The organism is Acidovorax sp. GW823-FHT05D11 (genome assembly GCF_058795695.1).
Map to the genome: position 1 here is coordinate 1,254,933 of NZ_CM179502.1, position 17,652 is coordinate 1,272,584.

Annotated in this window: 14 protein-coding genes; 9 read left to right on the plus strand and 5 right to left on the minus strand. The window is 65.8% G+C overall.

Annotated features, from left to right (window positions below; all coding sequences use genetic code 11):
- Positions 1–18: 18 nt before the first annotated feature.
- The 5 genes from ugpQ to ugpB form a co-directional block, all read right to left on the minus strand.
- Positions 19–792: a glycerophosphodiester phosphodiesterase gene (gene ugpQ / locus AC3RCE_RS05760; protein WP_492254702.1), complete on the minus strand. Its 774-nt coding sequence runs from the start codon at positions 790–792 to the stop codon at positions 19–21.
- A gap of 152 nt (positions 793–944) precedes the next feature.
- Positions 945–1,949 carry a sn-glycerol-3-phosphate ABC transporter ATP-binding protein UgpC gene (ugpC, locus tag AC3RCE_RS05765; RefSeq protein WP_218293490.1) on the minus strand — a complete coding sequence of 335 codons (1,005 nt, stop codon included), beginning with the start codon at positions 1,947–1,949 and terminating at the stop codon, positions 945–947.
- A gap of 60 nt (positions 1,950–2,009) precedes the next feature.
- Positions 2,010–2,861: a sn-glycerol-3-phosphate ABC transporter permease UgpE gene (gene ugpE, locus AC3RCE_RS05770; protein WP_218293491.1), complete on the minus strand. Its 852-nt coding sequence runs from the start codon at positions 2,859–2,861 to the stop codon at positions 2,010–2,012.
- 149 nt (positions 2,862–3,010) lie between these two features.
- Positions 3,011–3,892, minus strand: a complete 882-nt coding sequence (ugpA, locus tag AC3RCE_RS05775) for a sn-glycerol-3-phosphate ABC transporter permease UgpA (protein WP_218293492.1) — start codon at positions 3,890–3,892, stop codon at positions 3,011–3,013.
- Positions 3,893–4,097: 205 nt separating this feature from the next.
- A complete protein-coding gene (ugpB, locus tag AC3RCE_RS05780) occupies positions 4,098–5,417 on the minus strand; it encodes a sn-glycerol-3-phosphate ABC transporter substrate-binding protein UgpB (RefSeq protein WP_218340308.1) in 1,320 nt (439 codons plus the stop codon).
- A gap of 301 nt (positions 5,418–5,718) precedes the next feature.
- Here ugpB and serA point away from each other — a divergent pair, with 301 nt between their 5' ends.
- The 9 genes from serA (at position 5,719) to AC3RCE_RS05825 (ending at position 17,632) form a co-directional block, all read left to right on the plus strand.
- Complete coding sequence (gene serA, locus AC3RCE_RS05785; protein WP_218293494.1) at positions 5,719–6,948, plus strand: phosphoglycerate dehydrogenase; 1,230 nt, start codon at positions 5,719–5,721, stop codon at positions 6,946–6,948.
- Positions 6,949–7,031: 83 nt separating this feature from the next.
- Positions 7,032–10,961: a DUF3683 domain-containing protein gene (locus AC3RCE_RS05790; protein ID WP_492254703.1), complete on the plus strand. Its 3,930-nt coding sequence runs from the start codon at positions 7,032–7,034 to the stop codon at positions 10,959–10,961.
- 11 nt (positions 10,962–10,972) lie between these two features.
- On the plus strand, positions 10,973–11,392 hold the full coding sequence (locus tag AC3RCE_RS05795; RefSeq protein ID WP_369641674.1) for an HIT family protein: 420 nt from the start codon (positions 10,973–10,975) through the stop codon (positions 11,390–11,392).
- A gap of 114 nt (positions 11,393–11,506) precedes the next feature.
- Positions 11,507–11,929: a gamma-butyrobetaine hydroxylase family protein gene (locus tag AC3RCE_RS05800; RefSeq protein WP_218293497.1), complete on the plus strand. Its 423-nt coding sequence runs from the start codon at positions 11,507–11,509 to the stop codon at positions 11,927–11,929.
- Positions 11,930–12,110: 181 nt separating this feature from the next.
- Entirely contained in the window at positions 12,111–12,842 is a 732-nt protein-coding gene (gene ubiE, locus AC3RCE_RS05805) for a bifunctional demethylmenaquinone methyltransferase/2-methoxy-6-polyprenyl-1,4-benzoquinol methylase UbiE (protein WP_218293498.1), read from the plus strand.
- Positions 12,843–12,882: 40 nt separating this feature from the next.
- The gene (locus AC3RCE_RS05810) at positions 12,883–13,908 is read left to right on the plus strand and encodes a Tim44 domain-containing protein (protein WP_218293499.1); all 1,026 of its coding nucleotides are present in this window, start codon (positions 12,883–12,885) and stop codon (positions 13,906–13,908) included.
- Positions 13,909–13,962: 54 nt separating this feature from the next.
- Positions 13,963–14,565 (plus strand): hypothetical protein, encoded by a 603-nt coding sequence (locus tag AC3RCE_RS05815; protein WP_492254704.1) that lies wholly within the window; start codon positions 13,963–13,965, stop codon positions 14,563–14,565.
- On the plus strand, positions 14,562–16,145 hold the full coding sequence (gene ubiB / locus AC3RCE_RS05820; protein WP_492254705.1) for a ubiquinone biosynthesis regulatory protein kinase UbiB: 1,584 nt from the start codon (positions 14,562–14,564) through the stop codon (positions 16,143–16,145). Before AC3RCE_RS05815 ends, ubiB begins: the two co-directional genes overlap by 4 nt.
- A gap of 41 nt (positions 16,146–16,186) precedes the next feature.
- Entirely contained in the window at positions 16,187–17,632 is a 1,446-nt protein-coding gene (locus tag AC3RCE_RS05825) for a high affinity choline transporter 1 (protein ID WP_218341533.1), read from the plus strand.
- Positions 17,633–17,652: the final 20 nt, after the last annotated feature.

The window sequence follows — 17,652 nt, forward strand, 5'->3', positions numbered from 1 at the left end:
TTGGGGCGATGGCAGGCCCTAGGGCGTGGCGGGCGAAAAAAAGTCCACGCGGTCGGTGATGATGCCGTCGGTTTCCAGGTGGAGGAGCCGCTGCGCGGCCCAGTCGTCGTTCACCGTGTAGCTCAGCGCACGCAGGCCCGCGCCGTGGACCTGCGCGACCAGCGCCGCATCCCACAGTGCGTGGTTGCACACGATGGCCACGCAGTCCAGCTGGCGGGCCAGGTCCAGCCAGCCGTCGCGCAACGTGTCCAGCAGCAGCGCGCGCGGGATGTGGGGGGCCGTGGCCCGGGCGCCCGCCAGCGCGTCGGGCTGGAAGGATGAGAACAGGGGCTGCACGGCCTGGCCCTGCCACAGACGCGCCGCATGTTCCCCTACCACCCGGCCCGTTTTTTCCTCGACCCCGGGCGTTGGCTTGATCTCGATGTTCAGGAAGAAGCCGTTGGCGATGCAATAGCGCGCCGTGTTCTCCAGGGTGGGCAACGGCTCGCCCGCGTGGGTGCGCGAATGCCAGCTGCCCGCGTCCAGCTGGGCCAATGCGCTCCAGGGGTGATCGCCCCCGGTGCGGCTGTCGGTGGTGCCCAGCGCCTGCGCCGCGTTGGTGGTGCGGTCCAGCGTGGCGTCGTGCATCAGGAACGGCACGCCGTCGGCACTCAGCTTGGCGTCGCACTCGAACATGCGGTAGCCATGCCGGGCGCCCAGCCGGAACGCGGCCAGGGTGTTTTCAGGGGCCAGCTTGCCGGCGCCACGGTGGGCGATCCAGCGGGGGTAGGGCCAGGGAGTAGACATGGTCATCTTGCCTCGTGGTTTGCGTGCCACGCCGCGGTGGCCACTGGCACGGCACCGCGCGCGGACGCCGAGCAAGGGCCGCCCCGCAGCGACGGCGTCGTCCCCCTTTCCGGCGCAGCCGGGAGAAGGGGAAGGCGGCGAAGCCGCTCAGGGGTGGGTCACTTTCTTTTTCCGGTGGTGGCGTCGAACGCATGCAGGCGGTCTGGGCGCGGCACCACGTGGATCACCGAGTCAGGCGCGGGCGCATGGGTGCCTTCTTCCACGCGCACAATGATCTGTTCGCCATGGATGCGGCCGTAGATGAGGCGCTCGGCGCCCAGCAGCTCCACCGTCTCGACCTTGACTTCCCAACCTTCGCTGCGCACGTCCAGGTGCTCGGGGCGGATGCCCAGGATGGTGCCGGGCGCGGCGCTGGGGGCGTTCTTGAGCAGGTTCATGGGCGGCGAGCCGATGAAGCTGGCCACGAAGGTGGTGGCGGGCGTGTGGTAGACCTCTTCGGGCGTGCCGAACTGCTCCATGTTGCCGGCGTTCATCACGATCATGCGCTGCGCCAGCGTCATGGCCTCGACCTGGTCATGCGTCACGAACAGGCTGGTGATGCCCAGTTCGCGGTGCAGCTTCTGGATCTCGAGGCGGGTCTGGGCGCGCAGCTTGGCGTCCAGGTTGGATAGCGGCTCGTCGAACAGGAACACCTGGGGCTGGCGCACGATGGCACGGCCCATGGCCACCCGCTGGCGCTGGCCGCCCGACAGCTCGCGCGGCTTGCGTTCGAGCAGATGGCCCAGTTCGAGGATCTTGGCGGCCTTGTCCACGCGCGCCCTGATTTCCTCCTTGGGCACCTTGGCGATCTTCAGGCCATAGGCCATGTTGTCGAAGTTCGTCATGTGCGGGTACAGCGCGTAGTTCTGGAACACCATCGCGATGTCACGCTGGGCGGGTTCCAGGTTGTTCACCACGCGGTCGCCGATGCGAAGCTCGCCGCCGGAGATTTCCTCCAGGCCCGCGACCATGCGCAGCAGGGTGGACTTGCCGCAGCCCGAGGGGCCCACGATGACGATGAACTCGCCGTCCTGGACCTCGGCGTTCACGCCGTGGATCACCTGGTTGGCCTTGGGGCCATGGCCGTAGCGCTTGATGATGTTGCGAAGGGAGATGGATGCCATGATGCAATGAATTTGATAGCTACAAGTGCTGAATGGATAAGCGCTGGCAGGGGTTTTGTCTTATTTCTCGGTGTCCACCAGGCCCTTGACGAACCAGCGCTGCATGACCACCACCACGAAGGCCGGAGGCAGCATGGCCAGGAGGGCCGTGGCCATCACGATGTTCCATTCGTTGCCCGCGTCGCCGCCGGCCAGCATGCGCTTGATGCCGATCACCACGGGGTACATGTCTTCCGAGGTGGTCACCAGCAGCGGCCACAGGTACTGGTTCCAGCCGTAGATGAACTGGATCACGAACAGCGCGGCGATCGACGTGCGCGACAGCGGCACCAGGATGTCCTTGAAGAAGCGCATGGGGCCCGCGCCGTCCACGCGGGCGGCCTCCACCAGTTCGTCGGGCACCGTGAGGAAGAACTGCCGGAACAGGAACGTGGCGGTGGCCGACGCGATCAGCGGCACCGTGAGGCCCGCATACGTGTTGAGCATGCCCAGGTCCGACACCACCTGGTAGGTGGGGCCGATGCGCACTTCCACCGGCAGCATCAGCGTGATGAAGATCAGCCAGAAGCAGATGCCCTTGAAGGGGAAGCGGAAGTACACGATGGCGAACGCCGACAGCAGCGAGATGGCGATCTTGCCCAGCGTGATGACGATGGCGGTGACGAAGCTCACCCACATCATGCGCGCCACCGGCGCGGTGGAGCCCGCGCCCGTGCCGCCGCCGAACAGGGCGTCGTGGTAGGTCTGCCAGAAGTTGCCGCCGGGCACCATGGGCATGGGCACCTGCACGATGTCCTGCGCGGTGTGGGTCGAGGCCACGAAGGCCAGGTACAGCGGAAAGCCGACGATGATCACGCCCAGCACCATGATGAGGTGCGAGAACGCGGTGAGATAAGGACTGCGCTCTACCATGCGAGGGCTCCAGGAGAGAGGGGCGATGAAGAAGACATGCGTGAATTAAGGAGTGCCAATGCGCGTGCCACCGCGGAACCGGCTTTGCCGGGCCGCTGGAGGAGCCCCCTCGAGGGGGAGGCGCCACAGGCGCTTCGGGGGGGAGTCATCTAGTACTGCACTTTCTTCTCGACGTAGCGGAACTGGATCACGGTGAGCACCACCACGATCACCATCAGCACCACCGACTGCGCGGCCGATCCGCCCATGTCCATGGCCTTGAACCCATCGTGGTACACCTTGTAGACCAGGATGGCGGTATCGCGGCCCGGGCCGCCCTGCGTGGTGGCGTCCACGATGGCGAAGGTGTCGAAGAAGGCATACACCACGTTGATCACGAGCAGGAAGAACGTGGTGGGCGAGAGCAGCGGAAACTGGATGCTCCAGAACCTGCGCCAGGGGCCCGCGCCATCAATGGCTGCGGCTTCGATGAGCGACTTGGGGATGGACTGCAGGCCCGCCAGGAAGAACAGGAAGTTGTAGGAGATCTGCTTCCACACCGCGGCGATCACGATCAGCGCCATGGCGTGGTCGGAGTTGAGCATGTGGTTCCAGTCGAAGCCCGACTGGCGCAGCATGTAGGCCACCACCCCGAGCGACGGCGAGAACATGAACATCCACAGCACGCCCGCCACGGCGGGTGCCACGGCATAGGGCAGCAGCAGCGCGGTCTTGTAGACCATCGCGCCCTTGATGATGCGGTCGGCGAAGATCGCCAGGATCAGCGACAGGCTGATGCCGCTGACCGCCACCAGGATCGAGAAGAAGGCGGTGGTCTTGAACGACGCCAGATAGCCCGGGTCCTGGAACAGATCCCGGAAGTTGTCGAAACCGACCCATTCCCTCGAGAAGCCGAAGGAATCCTGCATCTGGAACGACTGCACTAGGGCCTGGCCTGCGGGCCAGAAGAAGAAGACGCTGATGATGGCCAACTGGGGTGCCAGAAGCACCCACGGCAGCCACGCAGAGCGAAAGAGAACGCGTTTTTCCATGTCCAGACTCTCAAAAAATGCCCCCGTGCTGGCTGTTGCGCAGGGGCGCTGCCCCTCCGGGGGGCCGCTTTTTGCCCCGGGGCAGTCCGGCGGCAAAAAAAGACAACCCGCCGCCCAGTGAACCGCAGGGGTTTACAGGGGCGGCGGGCTTTCGATGTCCCCAGGCCGCAAGGGCCCGGTCGCATCCATAGGCGCTCGTCAGAACTTACTTGTTGGCGCGCGCGAACCGGGCCAGCTGTTCGTTGCCGCGGGTCACGGCCGTGTCCAGCGCCTCCTTGGGGGTCTTCTTGCCCGACCAGATCTGTTCGGTTTCCTCGTCGATGATGGAACGGATCTGCACGAAGTTGCCCAGGCGGATGCCGCGCGACTTGTCGGTGGCCTTGCGGATCATCTGCGTGACGGCGACGTCGGTGCCGGGGTTCTTTTCATAGAAGCCCGAGGCTTCGGTGAGCTTGTAGGCGGCCGTGGTCACGGGCAGGTAGCCCGTGCGCTGGTGGCTGGCCGCCTGCACCTTGGTGTCGTTCAGGAAGTTCAGGAAGTCGGCCACGCCCTTGTACTCTTCGGACTTCTTGCCGGCCATCACCCAGAGGCTGGCGCCGCCGATGGCGGTGTTCTGGGGCGCGCCCTTCACGTCGGCGTAGTAGGGCAGGGCCGAGATGCCATAGGCGAACTTGGCTTCCTTGGCCACGCGGGCGTACAGGCCCGACGAGCCCGTGATCATGGCGCACTCGCCCGAGGGGAAGGACGCGTCCGGCACATTGCCGCGGCCCTTGTAGACGAAGCTGCCGTCCTTGGAGGCCTTGGCCAGGTTCTCGAAGTGGCGCACGTGCAGCGGCGTGTTGATCTGCAGCTGGGCGTCGTTGCCGTCAAAGCCGTTGTTCTTGGACGCGAACAGCGTGTTGTGCCACAGCGAGAAGCTCTCCAGCTGCGTCCAGCTGATCCAGCTCGTGGTGAACGGGCAGCTGTGGCCGCTGGCCTTGAGCTTGGACGCGGCGGCGAACACCTCGGGCCATGTCTTGGGCGGGGTGTTGGGGTCCAGGCCCGCCTTCTTGAAGGCGTCCTTGTTGTAATAGAAGATGGTGGTGGAGCTGTTGAGCGGGTAGCTCAGCATCTGGCCGTTGGGCGCGGTGTAGTAGCCGGCCACGGCCGACACGTACTGGGTGGGGTCGAACTTGAAGCCGCCGTCATTGAGCACCTTGGCCGCGGGCACGATGGCACCCTTGCTGGCCATCATGGTGGCGGTGCCTACTTCGAACACCTGGAGGATGTGGGGTGCATTGCCCGCACGGAACGCGGCGATGGCACCCGTCATCGATTCGTCATACGTGCCCTTGTAGGTGGGCACGACCTTGTACTTGGTCTGGCTCGCGTTGTACTGTTTTGCCAGGTCGTTGACCCAATCGCCGAGCGCTGCGCTCATCGAATGCCACCACTGAATCTCGACCGGCGCCTGAGCCTGGGCTTGTGCAGGCAGGCACGCCGACATGGCGATGGCAGCGCAGACCGCCAGATGCTTCGTTTGCATGAATATTTCCTCCGAGGATGACAAAAAGCACAAGGGCCGGATGCTATGCAGCCGATGTGACATTGATATGTCGTTGTCGCATGAGCCTGTCGCTTGCAACAACCGGGGAAACCCCTTGGGGTCCCCATGAGGGAAGCGATTGTGACTCTTTTGTGACAAGGTGTGGCGCATTTGCCGAGGCTTGCAAGGTTTTGTGCAATGCACCATGCTGTCGGTCGCGCGCAGGCCTCTGCCGCGCCGGTTCGTTCGCGTCGTCGCGCGCCGGTTTCTTTTCCCCCTCTCCTCCTTCTTCCTTATTGCCATGGCCATCAATTCGCTGGACAAGAACAAGATCAAATTCCTGTTGCTCGAGGGCATCCACCCTTCCGCGGTGGATGTGATCCGCGGTGCCGGCTACACCCAGATCGAGACGGTGTCCGGCGCGCTGCCCGACGACGAACTCAAGCGCAAGATTGCCGACGTGCACTTCGTGGGCATCCGTTCGCGCACGCAGCTCACCGAGGAGGTGTTTGCGCAGGCGCACAAGCTGGTGGCCGTGGGCTGTTTTTGCATCGGCACCAACCAGGTGGACCTGAACGCGGCGCGCGAGCGCGGCATTGCCGTTTTCAATGCCCCGTATTCCAACACCCGTTCGGTGGCCGAGCTGGTGCTGGCCGAGGCCATCCTGCTGCTGCGCGGCATTCCGGAGAAAAACGCGGTGGCCCACCGTGGGGGCTGGCTCAAGTCGGCCGACAACGCCTATGAGATCCGGGGCAAGACGCTGGGCATCGTGGGCTACGGCTCCATCGGCACGCAGCTGTCGGTGCTGGCCGAGGCCATGGGCATGCAGGTGGCCTTCTTCGACGTGGTGAGCAAGCTGCCCCTGGGCAACGCGCGCCAGGTGCAGCATCTGCACGACCTGCTGGGCCAGAGCGACATCGTGAGCCTGCACGTGCCCGAGCTGCCGTCCACCGAGGGAATGATCGGCGCGGCCGAGATCGCCGCCATGAAGCCCGGGGGCATCCTCATCAACGCCGCGCGCGGCACGGTGGTGGATATCGAGGCCCTGGCCGGGGCCCTCAAGGCCAAGAAACTGCTGGGCGCCGCCATCGATGTGTTCCCGGTGGAGCCGCGCACCAACAAGGACGAGTTCCAGTCGCCCCTGCGCGGGCTGGACAACGTGATCCTCACGCCCCATGTCGGCGGCTCCACCATGGAGGCGCAGGCCAACATCGGCCTTGAAGTGGCGGAAAAGCTCGTGAAGTACAGCGACAACGGCACCAGCACCTCGTCGGTCAATTTCCCCGAGGTCGCGCTGCCCGCGCACCCTGGCAAGCATCGCCTGCTGCACATCCACCGCAACGTGCCGGGCGTGCTGTCGGAGATCAACCGCATCTTCTCGGACAACCAGATCAACATCTCGGCCCAGTACCTGCAGACCAACGAGAAGATCGGCTACGTGGTCATCGACATCGACGCGGCCTCGTCCGATCTGGCGCTGGACAAGCTGGCGAAGGTCGGCGGCACGCTGCGCAGCCGGGTGCTGTTCTGAACGGGGGGGGCCTGGGCGGGGCGGGCGCCGGCAAGGGAAGGCACGGTGGCATAAAATCACGCCCCCACCCCAGGTAGACCCCCATGAATGTTCCGATTGCGTTGGCTGCCTTGCAGATGCAGGCTGCCGAGCCCGTGCGTCTGCGCGAGATTCCCTATAACTACACCTCGTTCTCCGACCGGGAGATCGTGATCCGCCTGCTGGGGTCCCCGGCCTGGGACGTGCTGGACCAATTGCGCAAGGAGCGCCGCACCGGGCGCTCCGCCCGCATGCTGTATGAGGTGCTGGGCGATATCTGGGTCGTGCAGCGCAACCCCTACCTGCAGGACGACCTGCTGGACAACCCCAACCGCCGCAAGCTGCTGGTCGATGCCCTGCAGCACCGCCTGGCCGAGATCGACAAGCGCCGCACCCCCGACGACGACGCCGGGCGCGACCGCCTGGTCGGCGAACTGGTGGTGGCGGCGCGCCGCGCCGTGGCCGAATTCAACGCCACCTTCGAGCAGGCCGCGCAGCTGCGCCGCCAGATCCAGAAGACCCTGGGCCGCCTGACGGCCAAGGACAACATCAAGTTCGACGGCCTCTCGCGCGTGAGCCACGTGACCGACGCGACCGACTGGCGCGTCGAGTACCCGTTCGTGGTGCTCACGCCGGACACGGAAACCGAGATGGCAGGCCTGGTCAAGGGCTGCATCGAACTGGGCCTGACCATCATTCCCCGCGGAGGCGGCACCGGCTACACCGGCGGCGCCATCCCGCTGACGTGGAAAAGCGTGGTCATCAACACCGAAAAGCTCGAAGCCATGACCGAGGTGGAAATGCGCCGCCTGCCGGGCATGGACCGCGAAGTGGGCACGGTGTGGACAGAGGCCGGCGTGGTCACCCAGCGCGTGGCCGATGCGGCCGAGCGTGCGGGTTTTGTGTTTGCCGTGGACCCGACCAGCGCCGAAGCCAGCTGCATCGGCGGCAACATCGCCATGAACGCGGGCGGCAAGAAGGCCGTGCTGTGGGGCACGGCGCTGGACAACCTGGCCAGCTGGCGCATGGTCACGCCCGACGCCCAGTGGCTCGAAGTGACCCGCCTGGACCACAACATGGGCAAGATCCATGACGTGGAGACGGCCACCTTCGAGCTGCAGTACTTCGAGGCCGACGGCAAGACGCCCGTGCGCACCGAGCGCCTGGCCATCCCGGGCCGCACCTTCCGCAAGGAAGGCCTGGGCAAGGACGTGACGGACAAGTTCCTCTCGGGCCTGCCCGGCATCCAGAAGGAAGGCTGTGACGGCCTGATCACCAGCGCGCGCTGGGTGGTGCACCGCATGCCCGAGCACACGCGCACCGTGTGCCTGGAGTTCTTTGGCAACGCCAAGGACGCCGTGCCCAGCATCGTGGAGATCAAGGACTTCATGTTCGCCGAGCAAAAGCGCTCGGGCGTGCTGCTGGCCGGCCTGGAGCACCTGGACGACCGCTACCTGAAAGCGGTGGGCTACGCCACCAAGAGCAAGAAGCACGGGGGCGGCCTGCCCAAGATGGTGCTGTTCGGCGACATCGCGGGCGACAACGCCGACGACGTGGCGCGCATCACCAGCGAGGTCGTGCGCATCGCCAACTCGCGCAGCGGCGAAGGCTTCATCGCCATCAGCCCCGAGGCGCGCAAGAAATTCTGGCTGGACCGCAAGCGCACGGCCGCCATCAGCCGCCACACCAACGCCTTCAAGATCAACGAAGACGTGGTGATCCCGCTGCCGCGCATGGCCGAGTACACCGACGGCATCGAGCGCATCAACATCGAGCTGTCCCTGCGCAACAAGATCAAGCTGTGCGACGCGCTCACCGAGTTCTTCGAGCGCGGCAACCTGCCGCTGGGCAAGCACGACGACGCGAGCGAAATCCCCTCGGCCGAACTGCTGGAGGACCGCGTGGCGCAAGCCCTGGCGCTGGTGGCCGAGGTGCGCGCGCTGTGGGCCGGCTGGCTGCAGGATGTCGAACCCCTGTTCCCGCAGCTGCAGGACCACACCCTGCGCGCGAGTTGGAAGACCCAGCTGCGCGCCCCCCTATCGGGCATCTTCGCGGGCGCGGCGTTCCAGCCCATCCTGGACGAAGCCACGGCCATCCACAAGCGCGTGCTCAAGGGCCGCGTGTGGGTGGCGCTGCACATGCACGCTGGCGACGGCAACGTGCACACCAACCTGCCAGTCAACAGCGACGACTATGAAATGCTGCAGACCGCGCACGAGGCGGTCGAGCGCATCATGGTGCTGGCGCGCAGCCTGGACGGCGTGATCTCGGGCGAGCACGGCATCGGCATCACCAAGCTGGAGTTCCTGACCGACGCCGAGCTGCTGCCGTTCGCGCAGTACAAGCAGCGGGTGGACCCCGAAGGGCGCTTCAACAAAGGAAAATTGCTCCGAAATCAGGAGCTGCCTGCGCTGGATGGGAAAGCGCTGGAGGCCCATCTGGCTTCCAAGCCGGCTTCCAGGCCCGCCGCCTTGCATGCCGACCTGACCAATGCCTACACGCCCAGCTTCGGCCTCATGGGGCACGAGTCGCTGATCATGCAGCAGAGCGACATCGGCGCGATCGCCGATTCGGTCAAGGACTGCCTGCGCTGCGGCAAGTGCAAGCCCGTGTGCTCCACGCACGTGCCGCGCGCCAACCTGCTCTACAGCCCGCGCAACAAGATCCTGGCCACCTCGCTGCTGGTCGAGGCGTTTTTGTACGAAGAGCAGACCCGCCGCGGCGTGAGCATCAAGCACTGGCAGGAGTTCGAGGACGTGGCGGACCACTGCACGGTGTGCCACAAATGCGAGAGCCCCTGCCCGGTGAAGATCGACTTCGGCGACGTCACCATGAACATGCGCAACCTGCTGCGCAAGATGGGCAAGAAAACCTTCCGGCCTGGCAACGCGCTGGCGATGACCATGCTCAACGCCACGAATCCGGACACCATCAAGTTCATGCGTTCGGCCATGGTGGACGTGGGCTTCAAGGCCCAGCGCCTGGCCGTGGACCTGCTGCGCAAGGTGGGCCGCAAGCAGACGGCCAAGCCGCCCGCGACGGTGGGCACGGCTCCGATCAAGGAGCAGGTGATCCATTTCATCAACAAGAAGCTGCCGGGGGGATTGCCCAAGAAGACGGCGCGCGCACTGCTCGATATCGAGGACAAGGACTACGTGCCCATCATCCGCAACCCGGCCACCACCACGGCCGAGACGGAAGCGGTGTTCTATTTCCCGGGGTGTGGCTCGGAGCGCCTGTTCAGCCAGGTCGGCCTGGCCACGCAGGCCATGCTGTGGCACACCGGGGTGCAAACCGTGCTGCCCCCGGGCTACCTGTGCTGCGGCTACCCCCAGCGCGGCTCGGGCCAGTTCGACAAGGCCGAGAAGATGATCACCGACAACCGGGTGCTCTTCCACCGCGTGGCCAACACGCTCAACTACCTTGACATCAAGACCGTGGTGGTGAGCTGTGGCACCTGCTACGACCAGCTGCAGGGCTACGAATTCGACAAGATCTTCCCGGGCAGCCGGATCATCGACATCCACGAGTACCTGCTGGAGAAGGGTGTCAGCCTGCAGGGCAAGGGGGCGTACCTGTACCACGAGCCTTGCCACAACCCGATGAAGCTGCAGGACTCGATGAAGACCGTGAAGGCGCTGGTGGGCGAGCAGGTCCTGAAGAGCGAACGCTGCTGCGGAGAGTCCGGCACGCTGGGCGTGACGCGCCCGGATGTGTCCACGCAGGTGCGCTTCCGCAAGGAAGAAGAAATCAAGAAGGGCGAGGCCCAGTTGCGTGCCAGCGGCGCCGTCGGCGCGCAGGACAACGTGAAGATCCTCACCAGCTGCCCCAGCTGCCTGCAGGGCCTGAACCGCTACGAAGGCGACCTGAACAACGGCCTGCTCGAAGCCGACTACATCGTGGTCGAGATGGCGCGCGAGATCCTGGGCGAGAACTGGATGCCGGACTATGTGCAGCGCGCCAACAACGGCGGCATCGAGCGGGTGCTGGTGTGACGGCCTGCCCGTTGTGCGCTGAAGACGGTGGCGCACTGGTCTGGCGCGGTGAGCGCCTGCGTGTCATCCGTGCGCAGGAGGCGGGGTTTCCTGCCTTCTACCGCGTGGTCTGGAATGCGCATGTAGCCGAGTTCTCTGACCTGGCTGCTGCCGAACGTGCCCACTGCATGGAGGCCGTGACGGTGGTGGAGCAGGCCCTGCGCCAGCACCTGTCGCCCACCAAGGTCAACATCGCGGCGCTGGGCAACATGGTGCCGCACCTGCACTGGCATGTGATTGCGCGGTTTGACTGGGACAGTCACTTTCCCTCACCCGTGTGGGCGGCTGCGCAGCGCCCCAGCCCTGTGGCGCAAGAGGCTTCCGTGCAGGCGCTGCTGCCAGCGCTGGAAAGCGCCTTGCGCCAGCAACTGGCGACCCTGGCTACTGCGTGACTGGCGCTCTGTCAGGAGTCGGTGCGTCTGCCGGCCCTCTGGGCGGTGGGGTCTGCGGCGGGTGGGACAATCACAACCGCCTTTTCTGACAACAGTTTTCTCACAGGTGAATCCATGGCAGGTTTGAAAGCGGGCGCGCCCACGCCGCAGGCAATCACGGTGCACGAAGCATCACGGGTGCTCGAAGTGGGGTTCTCCGATGACGCCACGTTCCGCATTCCGTTTGAGCTGATGCGGGTGTATTCACCGTCGGCCGAAGTGCAGGGTCATGGCCCGGGCCAGGAAGTGCTGCAGACGGGCAAGCGGGAGGTCACGCTGGTCAACCTGGAGCCCGTGGGCAACTACGCGGTCAAGCCCACGTTCTCGGACGGCCACGACAGCGGCATCTTCACCTGGGACTACCTCTACGAACTGGGCCAGAAGCAGGACGCGCTGTGGACGCAGTACACCGAGCGCCTGGCCGCGGCGGGCGTGGACCGCGACGCGCCGATGGCGCCCAAGGGTGGTGCAGGCGGGCATGCCTGTGGCGGTCACTGAAGGGCAGCCCCTAAGCCCTTGTTAACCAATGTGCTATTGAAAGAAGAGCTTCCAGCGCAATATAGGCAAGCGGTAGCGGCTGTTTTCTCTTTGATGGCGTTGTCCTAATTGCGACACAAGCCCCATTTCAGTGCGGGGTTGTCGCTGTACCTCTGGCGCTTGCGCGCCTAGCATGATTCTTATGAGCACCACACATTTTGGTTTTCAGTCGGTCGACGAGCAGGAAAAGGCGCGCCGCGTGCGTGGCGTGTTCGATTCGGTCGCCTCCAAATACGATGTGATGAACGACCTCATGTCGGCCGGCCTGCACCGCGCCTGGAAGGCCTACACCGTGATGGTGGCCAACCTCGGCGAGGGCAGCCAGGTGCTGGACATCGCGGGCGGCACGGGCGATCTCGCGCTGGCATTTTCGAAGAAGGTGGGCGCCACGGGGCGCGTGGTGCATACCGACATCAACGAAGCCATGCTGCGCGTGGGCCGCGACCGTCTCATCGATGCGGGCGTGGTGCTGCCCACGCTGGTCTGCGATGCCGAAAAGCTGCCGTTCCCGGATGCGCATTTCGACGTGGTGAGCGTGGCCTTCGGCCTGCGCAACATGACGCACAAGGACCAGGCCATCGCCGAGATGTGCCGCGTGCTCAAGCCCGGCGGCAAGCTGCTGGTGCTCGAATTCTCGAAGGTGGCCAAGCCGCTGGAAAAAGTGTATGACTGGTATTCGTTCAAGGTGCTGCCCCAGCTGGGCAAGCTGGTGGCGGGCGACGATGCCAGCTACCGCTACCTGGCGGAGTCCATCCGCATGCACCCGGGACAGGAAGAACTCAAAAGCCTCATGCAGAAAAATGGCTTTGGGCATGTGGACTATCACAACATGACGGGGGGAATCGTGGCCCTGCATGTTGGAATCAAGTGCTGAGTGAGCGTTTCGCTCGGTCATTAACGGAGACGGAGAAGTCATGATGAAACTGTGGTCTGTGGTGTTGGTCGCGATGCTGGCGTTTGCACACGCCGATGCCGACGCCCGGCGACTGGCTGGTGGCAAATCGGTGGGCAAGCAGTCGAGCAATGTGACGCAGCGCGAGTCGGCAACGCCGCCCGCAACGCCGGGGGCTCCGGCACAGAACGCGACCAATGCGGCAGGCGCCAAGCCGGCCACGGCGGGCGCGGCACCTGCCGCCGCGGCTGCGAAGAAGCCCTGGGGCGCGATGCTGGGTGGCCTGGCCGCGGGCCTGGGCCTGGCCTGGCTGGCCAGTTCGCTGGGCCTGGGCGCAGGGTTCGGCAATATTTTGATGATCGCGCTGCTGGCGCTGGCCGCGTTCGCCATCTTCAAGATGGTGATGCGCGCGCGCAGTGGCGCCAGCCAGGGCGGTGGTGCCGCTGGAGGCGCGCCGTTCGCCTTCCAGGGGGCAGGGGCCGCCTCGCCGGCGGCTGCGCAGGTGCCTCCGCAGTACAGCCCCAACAACGTGGGCAACGACGCCTCGGCGCGCCCCTGGGAGCGCAGCAGCATGGCGTTCGATGCCTCGCGCGCAGCGCAGGGCGGGGCCGGCACGGGTGTGGTCATCGGTTCGGGTCTGTCGGGCTCGCAGAACTGGGGCGTTCCGGCCGATTTCGACACCGAAGGGTTCCTGTCCGCCGCCAAGCGCAACTTCGTCACGCTGCAGGCCGCCTGGGACCGCTCGGACATCACCACGCTGCGTTCCATGATGACGGACAGCATGCTGGACGAGATCCGCACCCAGCTGACCGAGCGCGAAGCGCACCGCGGCGTGCAGCCCAACCACACGGACGTGGTCATGATCGAGGCCCAGTTGCTGGGCATCGAGGACCTGGGCGACGGCTACATGGCCAGCGTCGAGTTCTCCGGCATGATCCGCGAGGAACCCTCCGCGGGCCCGAGCCCGTTCCGCGAGGTCTGGAACATGACCAAGCCCAAGGCGGGCAGCAGCGGCTGGCTGGTGGCAGGGGTGCAGGCCCTGCAGTAATAAAGGAGATACCCCCATTTGGGGCTATCCCAGTTCAGGGAATAATCGGGGACTATGGCAACACCACAGTCCCCTTTTTCGTTTCTGGACGGCCTCTTCGAGCGTGTGGCCGCCGGCCCCCAACCTCCGCAGTGGCTGGTGCACGAGATGCAGCAGCGCATGGTGCTGTTCCTCAACCATGTCCTGATGCGGGAAAAGGAGGCCACCGACCGTCTGGTGCGCCAGAAGGGGCGCATCGCCCGCGTGCAGTGGCGCGCCTATTCGATGGCGCTTGTCATCACGCCCGCAGGCCTGTTCAACCTGGCGCCCGAGACCGCGGCGCCCGACCTGCGCCTTGAAGTGACCGAGAGCTCGCCGCTCACGCTCGCCCAGGCGGCCCTGCGGGGGGACAAGCCCTCCATCCGCATCGAAGGCGATGTGCAGCTGGCCGCCGAGATCAACTGGCTGGTCGACCATGTGCGCTGGGATGTCGAGGAAGACCTCGCACGCGTGATCGGCGATGCCCCGGCGCACACGGTGGCGCAGGTTGCGCGCCGCGCCGCGCAGGCGCTGCGCCAGTTCGTGGGCGCGCGCGTGGCGCCGTCGTCCTTTGCGGCCGTGCCCGTGCCCCCCATGCCGGCAGCGCCGGCCAGCGGCTCCGACCGGGCCGGCGCATGAAGCAATTCCTGCGGGGCGCCGCCATCCTCTGGGTGGGGTTCCGGTACGGCCTGGACGGCCTGGTGCTCGACAGCTTCCAGAAGCCCTGGCTGCGGCCGGTGTCGCGCATCCTGTCGTTCGGGCGCAACCTGGACGCCCCCCGGGGCCAGCGGCTTCGCCTGGCGCTGGAGCGGCTGGGGCCCATCTTCGTCAAGTTCGGCCAGGTGCTTTCGACCCGGCGCGACCTGCTGCCGCCCGACGTGGCCGACGAGCTCGCCCGGCTGCAGGACCGCGTGCCCCCGTTCCATCCCGAGGTGGCGATCGCCACCATCGAGCGGGCGTTCCGCAGGCCCGTGGATGAGGTCTTCACGTCCTTCGATCGCGTGCCGGTGGCCAGCGCCTCGATCGCGCAGGTGCACTTCGCCACGCTGCGCGACCGCCACGGCATCGAGCGCGAGGTGGCGGTCAAGGTGCTTCGCCCCGGCATGCTGCCGGTGATCGAGAAAGACCTGGGCCTCATGCGCATGATGGCCGGCTGGGTGGAGAACCTGTCGGCGGATGGCAAGCGCCTGAAGCCCCGCGAGGTGGTGGCCGAGTTCGACAACTACCTGCACGATGAGCTGGACCTGGTGCGCGAGGCCGCCAACGCCGCGCAGCTGCGCCGCAACATGCAGGGGCTGGACCTGGTGCTGATCCCCGAGATGTTCTGGGACTTCTGCCACCCCGAGGTCATGGTGATGCAGCGCATGAACGGCGTGCCCATCAGCCAGACGGAGCGCCTGCGCGATGCCGGGGTGGACATCCCCAAGCTGGCGCGCGACGGCGTCACGATCTTCTTCACCCAGGTGTTCCGCGACGGCTTCTTCCACGCCGACATGCACCCGGGCAACATCCAGGTGAGCCTGGACCCGGCGACCTTCGGGCGCTACATCTCGCTCGACTTCGGCATCGTGGGCACCCTCACCGAATCGGACAAGGAGTACCTCGCGCAGAACTTCGTGGCGTTCTTTCGCCGCGACTACAAGCGCGTGGCCGAACTGCACATCGAAAGCGGCTGGGTGCCGCCCGAAACGCGGGTCAACGATCTGGAATCGGCGATCCGCGCGGTGTGCGAGCCGTACTTCGACCGGCCGCTCAAGGAAATCTCGCTGGGCATGGTGCTGATGCGGCTCTTCCAGACCTCGCGCCGGTTCCATGTGGAAATCCAGCCCCAGCTCGTGCTCCTGCAAAAGACACTGCTCAACATCGAAGGCCTGGGCCGCGAGCTCGACCCTGAGCTGGACCTGTGGAGCACGGCCAAGCCCTTCCTGGAGAAGTGGATGCTCGAGCAGATGGGACCGCAGCGCGTGCTGCGCGAGCTGCGCGCCGAGGCGCCGCACTACGCCAAGCTGATTCCCGAGCTGCCCCGGCTGCTGTACGACTACCTGCGCCACAAGCCGCAGGACCATCGGCGCGAGCTGCTGGAACTGCTGGCCGCGCAAAAGCGCACCAACCGCCTGCTGCAGGGCATCATCTACGTGGGCGCGGGCTTCGTGCTGGGCCTGCTGTCGCTGATGCTGGTACAGCAGTTGCAAGTGCTTCTGCGTTTCCGGATTTTCTAGGTTTCCCTTCCCCACCCCTTCGCGACATCGAGGAGCATGCCGTGCTGTTGACCCTGGTCATTGTCTATCTGTTGATCACCATCGCCATCGGCCTGCTGGCAGCCCGGCGAGTCAAGAATGCCGCGGATTTCGCCATTGCAGGGCGCCATCTGCCGCTGTACATGATCATCACCACCACGTTTGCAACGTGGTTCGGCTCGGAAACGGTGCTGGGCATCCCGGCCAAATTCATCGAGGGCGGGCTGGGCAACGTGGTCGAAGACCCCTTCGGCGCCGGCTTCTGCCTGATCCTGGTGGGCCTGTTCTTCGCGGGCAAGCTCTACCGCATGACGCTGCTCACCATCAGCGACTACTACCGCGAGCGCTATGGCCGCACGGTGGAGATCGTCTGCTCCCTCATCATCATGCTCAGCTACCTGGGCTGGGTGTCTGCCCAGGTCACGGCGCTGGGGCTGGTGTTCAACCTGCTGTCGGCCGGCGCCATCAGCATCCCCGTGGGCATGACCATCGGCGTGGTCTCCATCCTGGCCTACACGCTGTTTGGCGGCATGTGGTCGGTGGCGGTGACCGACTTCATCCAGATGATCATCCTGGTGGTGGGGCTGGCCGTGATCGCGGTGTTCGCGGGCAACATGGCGGGCGGTGCCGGCAAGGTCATCGAGTTCGCCTCCAGCCGCGAGCTGTTCCGCTTCCTGCCCGAGCCCAAGTTCCATGACGTGGTGTTCTTCATCGCGGCGGGCGTCACCATGATGTTCGGCTCGATTCCGCAGCAGGACGTGTTCCAGCGCGTGATGTCGGCCAACAACATCCAGGCCGCCACGCGCGGCCCGGTGATCGGGGGCATCTGCTACATCCTGTTCGCCTTCGTGCCCATGTTCCTCGTGGCCAGCGCGCTGATCATCATGCCCGCCGAGACGGCCGAGCTGCTCAAGGACGACCCGCAGAAGGTGCTGCCCACGCTGGTGCTGTCCAAGATGCCCTTCGTGATGCAGGTGCTGTTCTTCGGCGCGCTGCTGTCGGCCCTCAAATCCACCGCGTCGGCCACGCTGCTGGCGCCCAGCGTCACGTTCACCGAGAACATCTGGCGCCAGTTCCGCCCGCACAGCTCGGACAGGCAGCACCTGCGCACCATGCGCGTCACCACGCTGGTGTTCAGTGCGCTCGTGCTGGCGTATGCCATCTACATGCAGGGCACGTCGATCTATGAGCTGGTGTCCGGCGCCTATCAGGTGCCGCTGGTGGGGGCCTTCGTGCCCCTGGTGTTTGGCCTGTACTGGAAGCGCGCCACGACGCAGGGCGCCATCTTCGCGATCGTGCTGGGCTTGCTGACCTGGCTGCTGTTCCTGGCCACGCCCGCGGGCGCGGTCTTCCCTGCCCAGCTGGCAGGGCTGCTGGCCGCGCTGGCGGGCATGCTGATCGGCTCGCTGGGCCCGCAGGCCATCCGCAACAGCCATGCGGCGCACCACAGGCTCGTCGGCACGGAGTGACACGGTGGCCGGGGGCATGC